The following is a 15,474-nucleotide window of genomic DNA, read 5'->3' as shown; positions in this document are numbered from 1 at the left end:
CTGATGGGAACCGATCTGGTCCCCGTTGGCCAGTACCAGGCGCATCGCCGCGTATGGCGACGCCTGGTGCAGACCGCGCGCCTGTGCTGTGGTGTGCCCGATTACGACAACTACGTGCGGCATGTGCTGGAAAAGCATCCCGATCGCGAACCGATGGACTACAAGACCTTCTTCCGCGAACGCCAGGAAGCACGCTTCGGCGGCGGCAAGGGGTTTCGCTGCTGCTGAAAGCACGCAGTTGAGGTGACCATGAGTGGCCGCGGCGCAACGCCCGGCCCTGAGTTCCACTGCATCGATCCTTGCTGGCTGGTGCGATACGGGATCGCTTGCACAATTCGCGAGGGCTAACGGAATTGGAACACCGGCGCCGGCAAGCCGGTGCTAGGATCGGTGCGTCGCAAGGGACATCACGTCGCGCGATCCAAGCCACGCAGCCGGAAAGGACACCGCAATGCGCAAGCAGGCCCCCGCCTTGGCGGCACTCGCGACTTCCCTCCTGATGGTTTCATGTGCCGCCGACCCGGTCGGTGCAAAGGAGCAGACCAGCATGTCCGCACCACGCAAGGACGCCGCCCTTCCCTTCCATGAGCCGGCGATCAAGCCGCTGGCCGAAGCGGTCGCTGAAGGCAACGTGGCCCGCATCCGCGCGCTCGCCTCCTTGGCCGACCTGTCTGCGCATGGCGATGACAATGTCACCCTGCTCGAGTGGGCGATCTGGAACCAGCAACCTGGCTCGTTGTCGGCGCTGCTGGACGCCGGTGCGGATCCCGCCCTGACCGGCATGGACGATGAAACCGTGGTGCACATGGCCGCCATGGTGGACGATCCGCAGTACCTGCGCGTTTTGATCGCCCACAAGGCGCCGGTCGACATCGCACGCCCGGGGCTGGGCTGGACACCACTTTTCCGCACGGTGGAAAGCCGACGCAACCCCCAGTTCGACATGCTGGTCGCCGCCGGCGCCGATCTTCACCATACCGACGCGATGGGCGATTCGCTGCTGCACGTCGCGGCCAATGTAAACGACGCCGAGCGGGTGCTGCAGTTGCTGCAGGCCGGCCTCGATCCCCTGCAGGCAAACCAGCGGGGAGCGACGTTCCAGGATGCGTTGTTCGCGGGATCCGACTCAAGACTCAATGCCAGCGGCAGGGCGGCGCGCCAGAAAGTGCGTGACTGGCTGGCTGCGCACGCGATACCCCGGCAATAGTCAGGTCCATCAGGAAGCAACCTGCGCGGCCCGGAAGCATGTCCAGGCGGCCCAGGCCGACACGCAAGGATTTGCGAATGGATGATTCAAGGAACGGTTCTTCCCCGCCGACGCACGGCACCGGTTTCGCCGGCGAGGTGCGAGGCCAGCAACCCCACGTCATCGATCGCGAGCTGTCGAGCCTGCTGCAGGACAACTACGTGGTGACCGACCTGCGGCGCGGCCTGGCGGGCAACGCGGCGCCATTGCCTGGCAGCTGGGCGCGCATGGGCGACGATGAGGTGCGCGCCGCCGGCATCCATCCGGGGCTCATGCACGATGCCAAGAGCGGCTTCGACGCTTCGTTCTATCGGGACGTGCAGGGACACGTGGTGCTGGCGTTCGCGGGCACCGACGAGGGTCGCGACTGGAAGCACAATTTCGCCCAGGGGCTTGGCCTGGAGGACGCGCAGTATGGTCGCGCCATCACCCTGGGGCAGAAAGCGCGGGACGCTTTCGGCGCGGACGTGATTTTCGCCGGCCACTCCCTGGGTGGTGGCCTCGCGGCTGCGGCAAGCATGGTCACGGAAGTCCCCGCCGTGACCTTCAACGCGGCCGGCGTGCACGACCGGACCCTGGAGCGCTACGGCATGGATGCCGGCGTGCTCAAGCACGAAGCCGCCCAGGGCCTGATCCGCACCTACCATGTCAGGAATGAGTTGCTGACCCACCTGCAGGAAGACAGCATTCCCCTGAAATGGGCAATGCCCGATGCGGCCGGCCACAGGATCGAATTGCCCGATCCCGACCCACTCACGTTCTTCGAGCGCCTGGTTCCCGGCCGCATGCTCATGCATCGCCTCGACCTGCATTTCATCGATGCCGTGATGGAAGCGCAGGACCTGGCCCAGTTGAAGCTACGCGAGCGCAATCCTGGCGCCGGGCCGGCCACCATTGGCGATGCCGGCAGCACATCCAATGGCTTGCTACGCAGTGCGGTCGATGGCCTCGCAGGACAACGCGGACAACTGGGGCTGGAGGACGGCGAGCGCTTCTTCAATACCGCCGCGAGCGTCGCCGCGCGCGCGCGTACGGACGGCCTGACGCGCATCGACCACCTGCTGGTGTCGGATCGCGAGCACGGCATTTTCTCCGTGCAGGGCGGCCTGCAGGATCCCGCGCACCAGCGCAGCAGGATCGATGCGCAACAGGCCGGCCAGGCCCCGGCGCAGGTCAGCGCGGCGCAGTTGCGTGCGCAGGATCAGCAACTGCAGGTCCAGGCGCCGCAGCTTGCGGACCCCCGCCAACACCGCGCCGCCCACTTCTAGAAGCAGGCGTCCGGCGGCTTCAAACCCGCGCGTACTTGGCCGGCCTCAGGCGCCGGCCATGGATCGCAACACGATCCCGACTACGTACGCCGCTACCGTGCCAGTGGCATAGCCCAGCGCGCCCAGCAGCGCGCCGACCGGGGCCAGCGAGGGATGGAATACCGAGGCGACCACCGGCGCCGACGCGGGGCCGCCGATATTGCTCTGCGAGCCCATTGCGAAATAGAAAAAAGGCACGCGCAACACTCTGGCCAGCAGCGCCAGCAGGACGATGTGCACCAGGATCCAGATCACGCCCAGCGCCAGCAGCCAGGGCCTGTCGGCCAGCTTGCCGATGTCCATCTGCATGCCGATGCAGGCGATCAGGATGTACAGGAACAGGGAGCCGATCTTCGATGCCCCGGCCCCGTCCAGCGCGCGCGCACGCGTCAGGCTCAGGCCCAGGCCGACGAAGGTGGACAGCACGACGACCCAGACGAAGGGTTCGTGCAGGCTGACCTGCCTGGCCCATGCAAACGCGCCGAACCATGTCGATGCAGGGCCCGCGACCGCATGCGCCAGGCCGACCGTGCCGAAAGCGATGGCCAGGATGACCATCAGGTCGGTCAGCGTGGTCACGCGTTCATGCCGCTTCTGGAAGCTGGCCAGCCGCTCCTTCAGCTCTTCGATCGCGCGCGTATCGGCACCCGTGCGCGCATCGATTGCCGGCGCGCGGTTGGCCAGGAAAATCAACACCGCCATCCACACATAACCGACCGCGACGTCGACCACGACGAACTGGCTGAACGTGGTCTGGTCGACATCGAACGCCACCTGCATGGCCATCATGTTGGCGCCGCCGCCGATCCAGCTTCCGGCCAGCGCCGCCATGCCGCCCCAGGTGTCGCCGGCAACGGTCTGGGGATGGAGAAAGTCCATCACCGCGAAAGCAACGACTGCGCCCAGTATCACGCTGATCGATGCAGCGGCATACATCACCAGCAGCTTCGGCCCCAGCTTCAGCACGCCCTTCAGGTCGATGGTCAGGGTCAGCAGCACCAGCGCCGCCGGCAGCAGCACGCGGCTGGCCACCGGGTTGTAGAGCTTGCTCGCAGCGCCGTCGATCAGGCCCACGCTGTTGTAGATGCCTGGAATGAAATAGCAGAGCAGCAGCGCCGGCACGTAGGTGTAGAACTTCTTCCACGGGCCGGTCTCGCGCGACGCGGTCCAGAACACTGCGCCCAGGGTCGCGGCGATCAGCCCGAACAGCACGATGTCGTTGGTGATCAGCGCGGACGAAGGCGCCGTGTTGTCGATTGCGATGGTTCCGGCTCCCGCAGTGATGGAGACGCGCGCTGCCGGCGTGGCCGGTAGCGCGCGCCATGCAGCCGGTTACTGCCCCAGGTGCTGCTTCAGCCAGCCGTTGACGGTGTCATGCCACAACACGCTGTTCTGCGGCTTCAGCACCCAGTGGTTTTCATCGGGGAAATACAAAAGCTTCGACTCGATGCCCTTGCGCTGCAGCGCGGTGAACGCGGACAGGCCCTGGTCCTCGGGAACCCGGAAGTCCTTGCCGCCCTGCACCACCAGCATCGGCACGCGCCACTTGGCCACGTGGTTGACCGGGTTGAACTTCTCGTAGGCCTTCGGGTTCTCGTAGGGCGTGCCGCCGTTCTCCCATTCGCTGAACCAGAGTTCCTCGGTGATGTAGGCCATCGAGCGCGTATCGAATACACCGTCGTGGTTGACCAGGCACTTCCACGGTTCGTTCCAGTTGCCGGCTATCCAGTTGACCATGTAGCCGCCGTAGCTGGCGCCCAGCGCGCAGGCGTTCTTGCCATCCAGGAACGTGTACTTCTTCTGTGCGGCGGCCCAGCCTTTCCGCAGGTCCTCCAGCGGCTTGCCGCCCCAGTCCTGGCTGATCGCATCGGTGAAGTCCTGGCCGTAGCCGGTGGAACCGTGGAAATCGATCATGACCACCGCATAGCCCTGGCCCGCGTAGGTCTGCGGATTCCAGCGGTAGCTCCAGCCATTGCCGAAGCTGCCCTGCGGCCCGCCGTGGATCAGGAAGGCGACCGGATACTTCTTTCCTTCCACGTAGTTCCACGGCTTGACCACGTAGCCGTGGACGGTGTCGCCAGCGGCACCCTTGAAATCGAACTGCTCGGCTGCACCGAACGCCACGTCCTTGAGGCGCTCGCCCGTGCTGGCCGTGATCGCACGCAGCGGCGCACCCGGCACGGTAGTCGTGGTGAACAACTGGTCGCCGGTCTGCAACGTGTTGCGGGTAAAGGCCAGGGTGTCGCCGGCGATGTCGAACTCGGCGATGGTTCCGTCGCCGACGATCTGCTCGACCTTGCCGGTGGCGATCTCGACGTTGAACAGCGGATGCTGGCCGACGTCCTGCGCGGTGGTGTACAGGCTCTTGCCGTCCGCCGACAAGGTGATGCCGTCGGCCGAACGGTCCCAGTGTGCGGCGAGCTCGCGCACCTGGCCGCTGGCCACGTCCATGCTCATCAGCGCGAAGCGATCGGCTTCGAAACCCGGGCGCTTCATCGCGCGATAGAACAGGGTCTTGCCGTCTTCACTGAACACCGGACCCATATCCCAGGCCTTGTTGGCCGCGGTCAGGTTGACCGGTGCGGCACTGCCATCGACGGACAGGCGGTAGAGGTCGAAGTTGGTGGACCAGGCCTCGCCCTTGCCCGCCACGCGAATGCCAGCCACCAGCGACTTTCCATCCGGCGCCCAGGTGTATTCGCTGGCATCCCCGAACGGCTTGGAAGGCGCGTCACCATCCAGCGTGTCGGTGAGGGAAACGGCCGTGGCGGCGGCCTTGGCCTTGCCGGCCGGCAACGCGGAGACGAACAGCCGGCTACGGCGTCCGTCGCCCCAGGTATCCCAGTGGCGTACGAACAGCTGGTCATGGATTACACCGGTGCTCTTCTTCGCCTTGGTGTCGTCGAGCTTCTTCTGCGTGCAGGCGAAATCGGACTTGCAGTCGACAAAGGTCTCGGCGCTGAAGGCCAGGTGCGAGCCATCCGGCGACAGCTTGTAGCTGCCCACGTCCAGTGCGAAGGCGGTCAGCTGTTTCGGCACGCCACCGGTCACCGGTACCGAATACAGCTGCTGGGTGCCCGACTTGGCGCTGAGGAAGTACACCGTCTGGCCGTCGGCCGAAAATTCGGGCGAGTTGACGTTCCAGGCCACCGGCGTCAAGCGCTTCGGCGGGGCCATGTCGCGGGTGACCAGGTTGCGCATCCACAAGCCGGTCGTCCCCTTGGTCACTTCCTTGTCCATCTCGCGCTGGGCGAAAACCAGGATGCGCCCATCGGGCGAGAGTACCGGCGACGACACGCGGTCCAGCGCCACCATGTCGCGCACGTCGAAGCCACGGGTCGCGGCAGTCGCGGGCAACGCGGCCAGCAGGCAAAGGGGCAGCAGGGCGGTACGCAGGTTCATCCGGGGCTCCGGTCACAGGAAAACCCGATGTTAGGCTGTAACAGCAGCGCGGCGCAAAGGCATGAAGTCATGCCTTGCACCAGGGTGCCTTATTCCACCGGCAATTCCTGATGCGGCCGGGACTTGCTGCCAGTGCGATACAGCAGCCAGCCCACGACCGCCAGCACCACCAGTCCGATCCACTGGTTGAAATGCCAGGCTTCCGGCAAGGCAAGCACCTCGGCGCTGCCGGACACCACGATCGGCACTGCAATGGCAATGCCCATCAATGCTTCGCCGGTGATCAGGCCTGCGGAGAACAGTGTGCCGGGACGGTGGATGCGGTCCTTCTCCAGCTCGTCGTCGTCGCTGACCTTGTGCTTCTTCTGCACGAAGTGGGAGATCAGGCCGCCGAGGAAGATGGGGACCATCAGTTCCAGCGGCAGGTAGATACCAATCGCGGCGGCCAGCACCGGCACCCGGAACTTGGCGCCGCGCGCCTTCAACCACTCGTCCAGCGCGATGATGGCCGCACCGATGGCGCCGCCGATGGCGATCATGTCCCAGGGCAACTTGCCACCGAACATGCCCTTGGCCACCGAGGCCATCAGCATGGCTTGTGGCGCGGCCAGCGGGTTGGGGTGCTCGGCCGTCGGCGCGCCGATGCCGTAGGCCGCCGCCAGCAGGTTCAGCACCGGCGCCATGATCAACGCGCAGGAGAAAGCGCCGATGGCCAGCATCAGCTGCTGCTTCCACGGGGTGGCGCCGACGATGTAGCCGGCCTTGAGATCCTGCAGGTTGTCGCCGCCGACCGCCGCCGCGCAGCAGACCACCGCGCCGATCATGATCGCCGCCACCGCGCCGATCGGCGAGTCACGGCCCAGCAGGAACACCAGGATCACCGAGGCGAACAGGATGGTGGCGATGGTGATGCCGGAAACCGGGTTGTTGGAGGAACCCACCAGGCCGGCGAGGTAGGCGGACACAGAGACGAACAGGAAGCCGGCCACGATCATGATGATGGTCATCAGGATGCCGATGGCCCAGGGGCTGCTCACCGAAGCATCGGAGGAAACGATGGCGTGATAGAGCACGGCCAGCGGGATCACGAACACCACCAGCGCGATCAGCATCCATTTCATCGGCAGGTCGCGGTCGGTTTCAGCCACCGCCTCGCCCTTGGCCTTGCGCGCGGCGGCGAAACCGCTGCGGATGCCCGACGCCAGCGACTTGCGCAGCGAGAACAGCGTCCACACCCCGCCGACCAGCATCGCGCCGACGCCCAGGTAGCGCACCTTGGTCGACCAGATGGCGAATGCGGTATCGACGGCGCTGGCGCCGGCCACCTGCGCGGCCAGTGCCGGGTCGCTGCCCAGGAACAGCGCGTTGTAGAGCGGAATGGCGATGTGCCAGGACAGCACCGCGCCCGACAGCACCACGATGCCGATGTTGAGGCCGACGATGTAGCCCACGCCCAGCAACGCCGGCGACAGGTTCGTGCCGAGATAGGCCAGGCCTTTGCCATTGGCGAAGAATCCCGCGGTCGCCCAGCTGTCGGGGATCATCTTCAGGCCACTGGCAGCCGCCAGCTTGAGGAACCCACCCACCGCCGCGGAGAACGCCAGGATCCTGATGCCGGGACCGGGATTCTCGCCCGCCTTCAGCACTTCGGCGGCGGCCTTGCCTTCGGGGAACGGCAGCGGCTCTTCCACGATCATGGTCCGGCGCAGGGGCACCGAAAACAGCACGCCCAGCAATCCGCCCAGGCCGGCGATGGCCAGCACCCATGAGTAACGGAAGTCCTGCCAGTAACCCATGATGATCAGCGCGGGAATGGTGAATATGACGCCCGCGGCGATGGAGGAGCCCGCAGACGCGCCGGTCTGCACGATGTTGTTTTCCAGGATGGTGCCGCCGCCAAGCAGGCGCAGCACGCCCATCGAAACGACTGCCGCCGGGATCGCCGTGGCGATGGTGAGACCGGCAAACAGGCCCAGGTAGGCGTTGGCTGCCGAAAGGATCATGGCCAGCACGATCGCCAGCACCACGGCACGGAGGGTCAGTTGCGGCGTCTGCTCGCTGTTCATGCGTATCCCGGAATGCAAAGTGCGGACAACCTATAAGGAAGCCTCCTGCAAGTCCAGCACCGGGCGCCCGGGGACAGGCCGCAGCCTATACTCCGGCTTTCCACGCAGGCCTGATTCCTTGTCCGCATTCACCTTGCCGGCAATCCCGGCGCGCGAAGACTTCCTCGGCCATCCCAAGGGCGTCTACGTCTGCTTCTTCACCGAGATGTGGGAGCGCTTCTCCTTCTACGGCATGAAGGCGTTGCTGCTGCTCTACCTGACCAAGTACCACCTGTTCGGAGACAACGCCGGCCTGGACCTGCTGGGTGCCTACGGTGGCCTGGTCTACTGCATCCCGGTGATCGGCGGCCTGCTTGCCGACCGTTGGCTGGGCATGCGCAAGGCCGTGGTGTTCGGCGGCATCCTGCTGGTGCTGGGCCATGCGGGCATGGCCTTCGAAGGCACGGCCGCGGTCAACGTCGGTGGCGTGGTGACGCGCGACGAGGGCGCGCTGCGCTACACCTACCTGTCGCTTGCGCTGATCATCATGGGCGTGGGCTTCCTCAAGCCCAATATCTCGACCATCGTGGGCAAGCTGTACGAGGCCGACGATCCCCGCCGCGATTCGGGTTTCTCGCTGTTCTATGCGGGCATCAACCTCGGCGCCCTGTTCGCGTCGCTGGTCTGCGGCTACCTGGGCGAGACGCTGGGCTGGAAGTACGGCTTCGGCGCCGCTGGCGTCGGCATGCTGCTGGGCCTGGTGCTGTTCCTGTGGGGCCAGAAATACCTGCACGGGCATGCGGAGCCGCGCGAGCCTGCGCTGCTGCGCGAATCGGTCCTCGGCATGCGCCGCGAGTGGGTCATCTACCTCGGCGCGGTGCTGGGAGTAGTGCCCATTGCCTGGCTGATGTGGGCGGCCGGCAATGGCGCGTTCGCGCTGGGCGGCGAACTGTCGCTGGCCCTGATGCTGATGCTGCTGGTGCTGGTAGTGGTGCTGGCGTGGTTTGCCTGGTTCATCACCACCCAGTGCACCCCGGTGCAACGCCAGCAGATGCTGGCGTTGATGGCGATGATCTTCATGTGCCTGGTGTTCTTCACCCTGTACGAGCAGACCTATGGCTCGTGGGTGACTTTTACCGACCGCCTGCTGACCAAGGACATCGCACCTTCGCTGGTCAGGCCACTGGTGCCGTTCGAATGGACCTCGAACTGGGCGGACAACCTGATGCTGTTCGTGCACACCGCGCCGTGGTCCACCTATTCGCTGCTGCTGGCTCCGTTGTCGTTCATGCTTGCAGCACGATTGTCGGACCGCAGTCCGGAATCGAAAGTGCCGCGCCTGTTGTTCATCGCGGTGACGCTGGTGATGTTCGTGTGCCTGGCCCGCGACTGCATCGTGCTGCCGCAGACCGCCGGCTCGCTGACTTACCTGGGCGCCTTCTTCCTGGTGGTGCTGGCGCCGCTGTTCGCCGCGTTGTGGGCGTGGCTGGGCCGGCGCGGCCGCGACCCCTCCAAGCCCTTCAAGTCGGCGCTGGGCCTGATGTTCGGCGGCCTGTGCTTCATTCCACTGGCCCTGGCCGCGCAGCAGGTGGGCACGACCGGTGAAATGGCCAGCGTGTGGTGGCTGGTGCTGGCTTACCTGATCCTGGAAATCGGCGAGATGTGCCTGGCACCGGTGGGACTGTCTGCGGTCACCCAGCTGTCGCTGCCGCGCGTGGTCAGCCTGATGATGGGCACCTGGTTCCTGGCCACCGCGTTCTCGGAAACCCTCGCCGCCCTGTTCGGCAAGCTGGCCTCGGTGGAGGTCGACGCCGAAGGTGCCTTCGACGTCGCCGCGGCCGCCGCCGGCTATGCGGGCCTGTTCTGGAAACTGATGTGGATCGGCCTGGCCTGCGCGCTGGTGGCGTTGCTGGTTTCACCGCTGCTCAAGCGCATGATGCATGGAGTGAAATAGCCCGGGTCGCTCCGGCAACCGGCCTCGCGCATCATGTTGTTTCCATCGTTGACGCGCGGCCAGCCCCCGGCAGGCCGCGCGTGCCAGAGCCCTGTCCTGGGGCCTATTTCACAGCTGCCTGGCCGATATTGCGTTCCAGGAAGGCAAGCAGCCTGGTGTAGTACTCACGCCGGTGCTCGACCGTGTAGAAGCCGTGGCCTTCGGTCCTGTAATACAGGGTCTCCACGGGCACGCCGGCTGCTTTCAAGGCCGCTTCCATCTTTTCGCTCTGCTCGATCGGTGCCGTTTCATCCTCGCCGCCCGCGGCCAGGAACACTGGGACCTTGATGCGGCCGGCAGTGCGGTTCGGCGAGACTGCCGCGAGGCCACCCCCTTTGCCAATCCATTCGGACGTGAACGTATCCATCCGCTTGCTGACTCGGCTGTCCTGTGCGCTCAGCGTCACCAGGTCATAAACGCCCACGTATCCCGCCGCGCATTTGTACAGGTCCGGTTCCTTTGCCACGCCCATCAGGGAGGCATAGGCGCCATAGCTGGCGCCATACATGCAGATGCGTTCCGGATCGGCTATGCCCTGCCCGATCGCCCATCGGGTCGCATCGGTCAGGTCGTCCTGCATGGCCAGGCCCCACTGCTGCGCGCCGGACTGGTTGAAGCTGCGGCCGTAATTGCCCGAGCCGCGATAGTTGACCTGCAACACCGCATAGCCGGCCGCCGCCAGGATCTGCGGATCAGTATCGAACGTCCAGTAGTCGAACACCCCAAACGGACCGCCGTGCGGATAGATCACCAGTGGCAGGTTGCGCTCGCCCTTGCCGGGCGGCAGTGTCAGGTAACCACGCATCACCACTCCATCGCGGGCCTTCAATTCGACCGGCTTCACCCTGGCCATGTTCTTGGGCTCGACCCAGCTGCGGCGGCTCTGCACATAGGACGCCTTCTTGGTTTCCGTATCGAACAGGTAGAAGCTGCCCGGGTCGCGATCCGAGAAGGTGCTCACCAGCGCCAGTTTTCCGTCATCGGTGGTCGATGTCACCACCACCACATCCTCAGGGAAGGCCGCCTCCAGCATCCGGTACACACGCGCCTCGGGTCCTTGCGGGTCGAAGAAGCGGGTATGCGGACGCCCATCCATGTACAGAACACCCACTGGCGCCTCCGACGACCCGAACGCGCGGATGACCACGGTCGGATCGGAAAATTTGTCGCGCAGCAGTTCCTTGCGATCCCCGGTCGTGGTGTCGTAGGAGATGATCGCGTCGGGGCCGCTGGCTTGCTCCACCTGCAGGTAGGCGATGCGGTTGTCGGCGGAGAATCCGACGGGCGACTCGACACGTCCACTGGAGGTTTCCTCGTTGACCAGCTTCCACTCCGCCGTGTCATTGGCGCGGTAATAAAGCTTGCTGGCGTTGTCGTATTCCGATCCCTCCGCGAAGCGGACGGCACCGGCGTTGTCGGTGTAGAAAGAGGAGCCCTTCACCGGGGCGCGCGCCACGGTCGTGCGTCGGCCGTTGTAGACGTCCATGCGGTCGGCGCGCGTCCACGTCTCCTTGTCGTCGTAGGGACTGACGGTGACGACGACGTTGCGCTCGTCACCGGCAATCAGTTCCATGGCAATGGCTGCCACCGTGGCTCCGTTGCGGGAAGTGCCCAGACGCGAGCCTGCCGAAGAGCCGAGAGCCGCGCGATAACCGACCAGCGCGAAAGGTGCCTTTTCATCGAGATCCATGGCCAGGACCTCGCCAGTCGGCATCGGCTCCTCCAGCATGCCGAATTTCTCCGCGACCCTGATCAGCAGGCGTCCCTTGTTCGCCCAGTCGAAGTTGGACACATGGTTGTTCTTGCCCATCGCGAAGGACGAAATGACCTTGGAGTCGCTGCGCCTGAGTATCACCAGTCCGGTGCGATCTTCCAGGGGCACTGTCGCCGCGAGATGCTGGCCATCAGGTGAAACCTTGATGTCATTGAACTGGTTCTTCTTGATGAACGCATCCAGGTTCACCTGCGCGCGCGTTGGCAACGCGACGCTGACCAAAAGAATCGCCACCAGCATTCCGTGCTTCATTCTGTTTTCCCCTGTTGGATGAGTGAAACCCTTGGCGAACCGCCAAATCCCGCGCAGCCCCCTGCGCAAGGTCGATGGTAACGGAAAGGGGCATTCATTCCAGTGTCTCCTCCCACGTTTCGCGTAGCGATGTGGGACGCGCTGGATCAGAAAGCCTTGGAAATCTACGACGCCTGCATCGGAATGTTATCGAGCACGTCTTCCAGCCCCTGCTCCCAAGCCGGCAATTCGATATTGAAAGTTGCCTGCAGCAACCCGCAATCGAGTCGCGAATAGGCGGGGCGACGTGCGGGGGTCGGGTAATCAGCGGTGGTGATGGGAACCACGCGCGGGATGTGGGCCAGTAGTCGCCTGCGATGCGCAGCCTCGAAAATGGCACTCGCAAACCCATGCCAGCTGGTCTGGCCGCCTGCGGTCAGGTGGAACAGGCCCACGGCGTCGTGCGATGCAGTCATGGCTCGCGCGGTCACATCGGCAATCAAGGCCGCCGGCGTCGGCGCGCCCAACTGGTCTGCAACCACGCGAAGTTCGTCGCGCTCGGCGGCAAGGCGCAGCATGGTGGCCATGAAGTTGGCACCGTGGTTGCCATATACCCAGGCCGTGCGGAAGATCAGGTGCCTGCAGCCTGATTCCTGTATTGCACGCTCGCCGGCCAGCTTGCTGGCGCCATACGCGCCCAGCGGCGCGGTGCGATCTTCTTCGCGGTACGGGCGCGTGCCCTGCCCATCGAAAACATAGTCGGTGGAATAGTGGACCAGCAACGCATCGCTTGCGGCACAGGCCTGCGCCAATCGCGAAGGCGCCTCGGCGTTGGCGCGAAACGCGACCTCGGGCTCGGATTCGGCGCGGTCCACCGCGGTATAGGCCGCTGCATTCACCACGACATCCGGCGCGATGCGTTCAACCAGCGCGGCCAGCGAACCGGGCTGGTCGAAGTCGGCGCGCTCGCCCGCCACGCCGTCGAGCATGCCATCGCGCGTAGTCGCGATGACCTCGCCCAACGTCGCCAGGCGGCGCCTCAACTCATGCCCTACCTGGCCATTTGCGCCCAGCAGCAGGATCTTCATGGAAGGAAGGCCGGCAAGCGGTCTGTAGCCACGTCTGCGAGGAACGGTGAGCGGGCGTCCTTGTCCGAAAGCAGCGGTGTGGCCAATGGCCAGTCGATGGCAAGTTCGGCATCGTTCCAGCGGATGCTCGCATCGGCGGCCGGGTCGTAGGCGGCGGTGCACAGATACTGGAAGACCGCGTTGTCCGACAACACGGCAAACCCATGCGCAAAACCTTCCGGAATCCACATCTGCCGCTTGTTTTCCGCGCTCAGTATCGTTGCGGTCCAGCGACCGAAATACGGCGAGCCACGGCGGATGTCGACCGCGACGTCGTAGACCTCGCCTGCCAGCACGCTGACCAGCTTGCCCTGCGGATTGGGCCACTGATAGTGCAGGCCGCGCAGCACTCCGCGTGCCGACGAGGAGACATTGCCCTGGACGAAATCGGTGGGCAGGCCGTGCTCGGCATGGCGGGTCGCACTCCAGGCCTCGAAGAAGAAACCGCGCTCGTCGGCGAACACGCGCGGTTCGATCACCACGCAACCCGGCAACGACGTCTGCATGACTTTCAACGCACTGCCCCACGGTTCGCCAGCGAATGCAGGAATTGCCCCGACCTGCCCGGCCGGCGCATGGGATCAACATCCATGAAGACGACATCCGGGGCCGCCCTTGCGGGCGCCCGGCGCTTCATCTCAAGCATGTAATTGCTCAGAACGGGATGTCATCGTCGGCGAAGTCGTCCATCGGCGCCTGCTGGGTAGCGGGCTGCGGGCGGCTTGGCCCGGAGCCGGAACCCTGGCGCTGGGCCGGTGCGCTGCGCTGCGGACGATCGCCGCCACCACCGCCACCGCCGCCTTCACCCTTGCCGCCGAGCATCTGCATTTCGTCGGCGATGATGTCGGTGGAGTATTTCTCCACGCCATCCTGGCCGGTGTACTTGTCATAGCGCAGCGAGCCTTCCACGTAGACCGAACTGCCCTTGCGCAGGTATTCGCCGGCAATCTCGCCGAGCTTGCCGAAGAACACCACCCGGTGCCATTCGGTGCGCTCCTGCTGGTTGCCATCCTTGTCCTTGCGCACGCTGGTGGTGGCCAGGCTGATGCGGGTGATGGCCATGCCGCCCTGGGTGTACTTGGTATCCGGGTCGTTGCCCAGGTTGCCCACCAGGATCACTTTATTGATGCCGCGTGCCATATCGTCTTCCGTCAGGTCATGCCCGCCGAGTGCGGGCGCAGTCCAGTGAAGTATACCCGCGGGGTCCGGCGCCATCGGTAAACCACGCGCCCTCACGTCAGGCTTGTCCGCGCGTCCCTTATAATTCAGCCACTTCCCCCGCCCGGCTCCCATGACCGACCTCGAACGCCTCACAACAAACGAAGGCTGGTCCACCGTCCAGCCCGCACTGGACCTGCCCCGGATCCAGGCCCTGGCCTCGGCCGACATGGCGGCCGTGGACGCGCTGATCCGCGACCGGCTGTCCTCCGACGTGGTGCTGATCAACCAGATCGCCGACCACATCATTTCCGCGGGTGGCAAGCGCCTGCGTCCCATGCTGGTGGAACTGGCCGGGCGCGCCTGTGGACCGGTCTCGGCCGAGCACCACCAGCTGGCCGCGATCATCGAGTTCATCCACACCTCGACCCTTCTGCACGACGACGTGGTCGACGAATCCGACCTGCGCCGTGGCCGCAGCACCGCCAACGCCCTGTGGGGCAATGCGCCCAGCGTGCTGGTCGGCGACTTCCTGTACTCACGCAGCTTCCAGCTGATGGTCGAACTGGACCGCATGGAAGTCATGCGCATCCTGGCCGACACCACCAACCGCATCGCCGAAGGCGAAGTCCTGCAGCTGCTGCACGTGCACAACCCGGATACCGACGAAGCCGCCTACCTGCGGGTGATCGAACGCAAGACCGCCGTGCTGTTCGCGGCCGGCACCCAGCTCGGCGCGCTGGCGTCCGGCGCCGATGCGGTCCTGCAGCAGAAGCTCTACGACTACGGCATGCACCTGGGCTATGCGTTCCAGATCGCGGACGACGTGCTCGACTACACCGCCGACGCCGCCGACCTGGGCAAGAACCTGGGCGACGACCTGGCCGAGGGCAAGGCGACCCTGCCCCTGATCCATGCCATCGCGCATTCGGCCGAACCGGTGCGTACGCGCCTGCGGGAAATCATCGAAGCCGGGGACGGGCAGGCCATGCCCGAGGTACTGGCGGCCATCCATGCCACCGGCGGCCTGCAATACAGCCAGCGCCGCGCCGCTGAATATGCAGAAGCGGCCGAACAGGCCCTGGAAGGCCTGGCCGAAAACGAGGCGGTGGCCGCGCTGCGCGGCCTGGCCCGCTACGCCATCGAACGCACGCACTGAGAACCACGCGACTGCTCGTGTAGGAGCGACGT

General features: G+C 65.4%; 12 protein-coding genes. 5 read left to right on the top strand and 7 right to left on the bottom strand.

Annotated features, from left to right (window positions below; all coding sequences use genetic code 11):
- Nucleotides 1–3: 3 nt before the first annotated feature.
- The 3 genes from DT603_RS10355 to DT603_RS10345 all read left to right on the top strand — a co-directional run bounded on the left by DT603_RS10355 (nt 4) and on the right by DT603_RS10345 (nt 2,514).
- Complete coding sequence (locus DT603_RS10355) at nt 4–228, top strand: YbdD/YjiX family protein (RefSeq protein WP_162349806.1); 225 nt, start codon at nt 4–6, stop codon at nt 226–228.
- Between the two features lie 223 nt (nt 229–451).
- Complete coding sequence (locus DT603_RS10350) at nt 452–1,207, top strand: ankyrin repeat domain-containing protein (protein WP_162349805.1); 756 nt, start codon at nt 452–454, stop codon at nt 1,205–1,207.
- A 77-nt stretch (nt 1,208–1,284) separates the two neighbouring features.
- On the top strand, nt 1,285–2,514 hold the full coding sequence (locus DT603_RS10345) for a Tle-like phospholipase domain-containing protein (RefSeq protein WP_162349804.1): 1,230 nt from the start codon (nt 1,285–1,287) through the stop codon (nt 2,512–2,514).
- Between the two features lie 45 nt (nt 2,515–2,559).
- Here DT603_RS10345 and DT603_RS10340 read toward each other — a convergent pair whose 3' ends face one another.
- The 3 genes from DT603_RS10340 to DT603_RS10330 form a co-directional block, all read right to left on the bottom strand.
- On the bottom strand, nt 2,560–3,810 hold the full coding sequence (locus DT603_RS10340) for a DUF819 family protein (RefSeq protein WP_343037751.1): 1,251 nt from the start codon (nt 3,808–3,810) through the stop codon (nt 2,560–2,562).
- A gap of 75 nt (nt 3,811–3,885) precedes the next feature.
- Nucleotides 3,886–5,955, bottom strand: coding sequence for an alpha/beta hydrolase family protein (locus tag DT603_RS10335; protein WP_162349803.1), 2,070 nt, complete (start codon nt 5,953–5,955; stop codon nt 3,886–3,888).
- 89 nt (nt 5,956–6,044) lie between these two features.
- Nucleotides 6,045–8,021 carry an OPT family oligopeptide transporter gene (locus DT603_RS10330; protein WP_162349802.1) on the bottom strand — a complete coding sequence of 659 codons (1,977 nt, stop codon included), beginning with the start codon at nt 8,019–8,021 and terminating at the stop codon, nt 6,045–6,047.
- A 118-nt stretch (nt 8,022–8,139) separates the two neighbouring features.
- Here DT603_RS10330 and DT603_RS10325 point away from each other — a divergent pair, with 118 nt between their 5' ends.
- Nucleotides 8,140–9,954 carry a peptide MFS transporter gene (locus DT603_RS10325; protein ID WP_246191751.1) on the top strand — a complete coding sequence of 605 codons (1,815 nt, stop codon included), beginning with the start codon at nt 8,140–8,142 and terminating at the stop codon, nt 9,952–9,954.
- 103 nt (nt 9,955–10,057) lie between these two features.
- Here DT603_RS10325 and DT603_RS10320 read toward each other — a convergent pair whose 3' ends face one another.
- The 4 genes from DT603_RS10320 to DT603_RS10305 all read right to left on the bottom strand — a co-directional run bounded on the left by DT603_RS10320 (nt 10,058) and on the right by DT603_RS10305 (nt 14,265).
- Complete coding sequence (locus DT603_RS10320; protein WP_211368383.1) at nt 10,058–12,019, bottom strand: alpha/beta hydrolase family protein; 1,962 nt, start codon at nt 12,017–12,019, stop codon at nt 10,058–10,060.
- A gap of 164 nt (nt 12,020–12,183) precedes the next feature.
- Nucleotides 12,184–13,086, bottom strand: coding sequence for a dTDP-4-dehydrorhamnose reductase (gene rfbD, locus DT603_RS10315; RefSeq protein WP_162349801.1), 903 nt, complete (start codon nt 13,084–13,086; stop codon nt 12,184–12,186).
- On the bottom strand, nt 13,083–13,631 hold the full coding sequence (gene rfbC / locus DT603_RS10310; RefSeq protein ID WP_425500954.1) for a dTDP-4-dehydrorhamnose 3,5-epimerase: 549 nt from the start codon (nt 13,629–13,631) through the stop codon (nt 13,083–13,085). The genes rfbD and rfbC overlap by 4 nt, the downstream gene beginning before the upstream one ends.
- Nucleotides 13,632–13,779: 148 nt before the next feature.
- On the bottom strand, nt 13,780–14,265 hold the full coding sequence (locus tag DT603_RS10305) for a single-stranded DNA-binding protein (protein WP_162349799.1): 486 nt from the start codon (nt 14,263–14,265) through the stop codon (nt 13,780–13,782).
- 151 nt (nt 14,266–14,416) lie between these two features.
- On the opposite strand from DT603_RS10305, the gene DT603_RS10300 reads away from it, so the two are divergent.
- Entirely contained in the window at nt 14,417–15,442 is a 1,026-nt protein-coding gene (locus tag DT603_RS10300) for a polyprenyl synthetase family protein (RefSeq protein WP_162349798.1), read from the top strand.
- The last annotated feature ends 32 nt before the right edge of the window (nt 15,443–15,474 follow it).

It is taken from the genome of Pseudoxanthomonas gei (assembly GCF_010119615.1).
GTDB lineage: Bacteria > Pseudomonadota > Gammaproteobacteria > Xanthomonadales > Xanthomonadaceae > Pseudoxanthomonas_A > Pseudoxanthomonas_A gei.
Note: the sequence above shows the minus strand (reverse complement) of the source record. Positions and strands in the feature narration are given on the sequence as shown.

Coding starts and splice junctions, on each gene's coding strand:
- DT603_RS10355 (WP_162349806.1), top strand. CDS start 4: ATGGGAACCGATCTGGTCCCCGTTGGCCAGTACCAGGCGCATCGCCGC.
- DT603_RS10350 (WP_162349805.1), top strand. CDS start 452: ATGCGCAAGCAGGCCCCCGCCTTGGCGGCACTCGCGACTTCCCTCCTG.
- DT603_RS10345 (WP_162349804.1), top strand. CDS start 1,285: ATGGATGATTCAAGGAACGGTTCTTCCCCGCCGACGCACGGCACCGGT.
- DT603_RS10335 (WP_162349803.1), bottom strand. CDS start 5,955: ATGAACCTGCGTACCGCCCTGCTGCCCCTTTGCCTGCTGGCCGCGTTG.
- DT603_RS10330 (WP_162349802.1), bottom strand. CDS start 8,021: ATGAACAGCGAGCAGACGCCGCAACTGACCCTCCGTGCCGTGGTGCTG.
- DT603_RS10320 (WP_211368383.1), bottom strand. CDS start 12,019: ATGAAGCACGGAATGCTGGTGGCGATTCTTTTGGTCAGCGTCGCGTTG.
- rfbD (WP_162349801.1), bottom strand. CDS start 13,086: ATGAAGATCCTGCTGCTGGGCGCAAATGGCCAGGTAGGGCATGAGTTG.
- rfbC (WP_425500954.1), bottom strand. CDS start 13,631: ATGCAGACGTCGTTGCCGGGTTGCGTGGTGATCGAACCGCGCGTGTTC.
- DT603_RS10305 (WP_162349799.1), bottom strand. CDS start 14,265: ATGGCACGCGGCATCAATAAAGTGATCCTGGTGGGCAACCTGGGCAAC.
- DT603_RS10300 (WP_162349798.1), top strand. CDS start 14,417: ATGACCGACCTCGAACGCCTCACAACAAACGAAGGCTGGTCCACCGTC.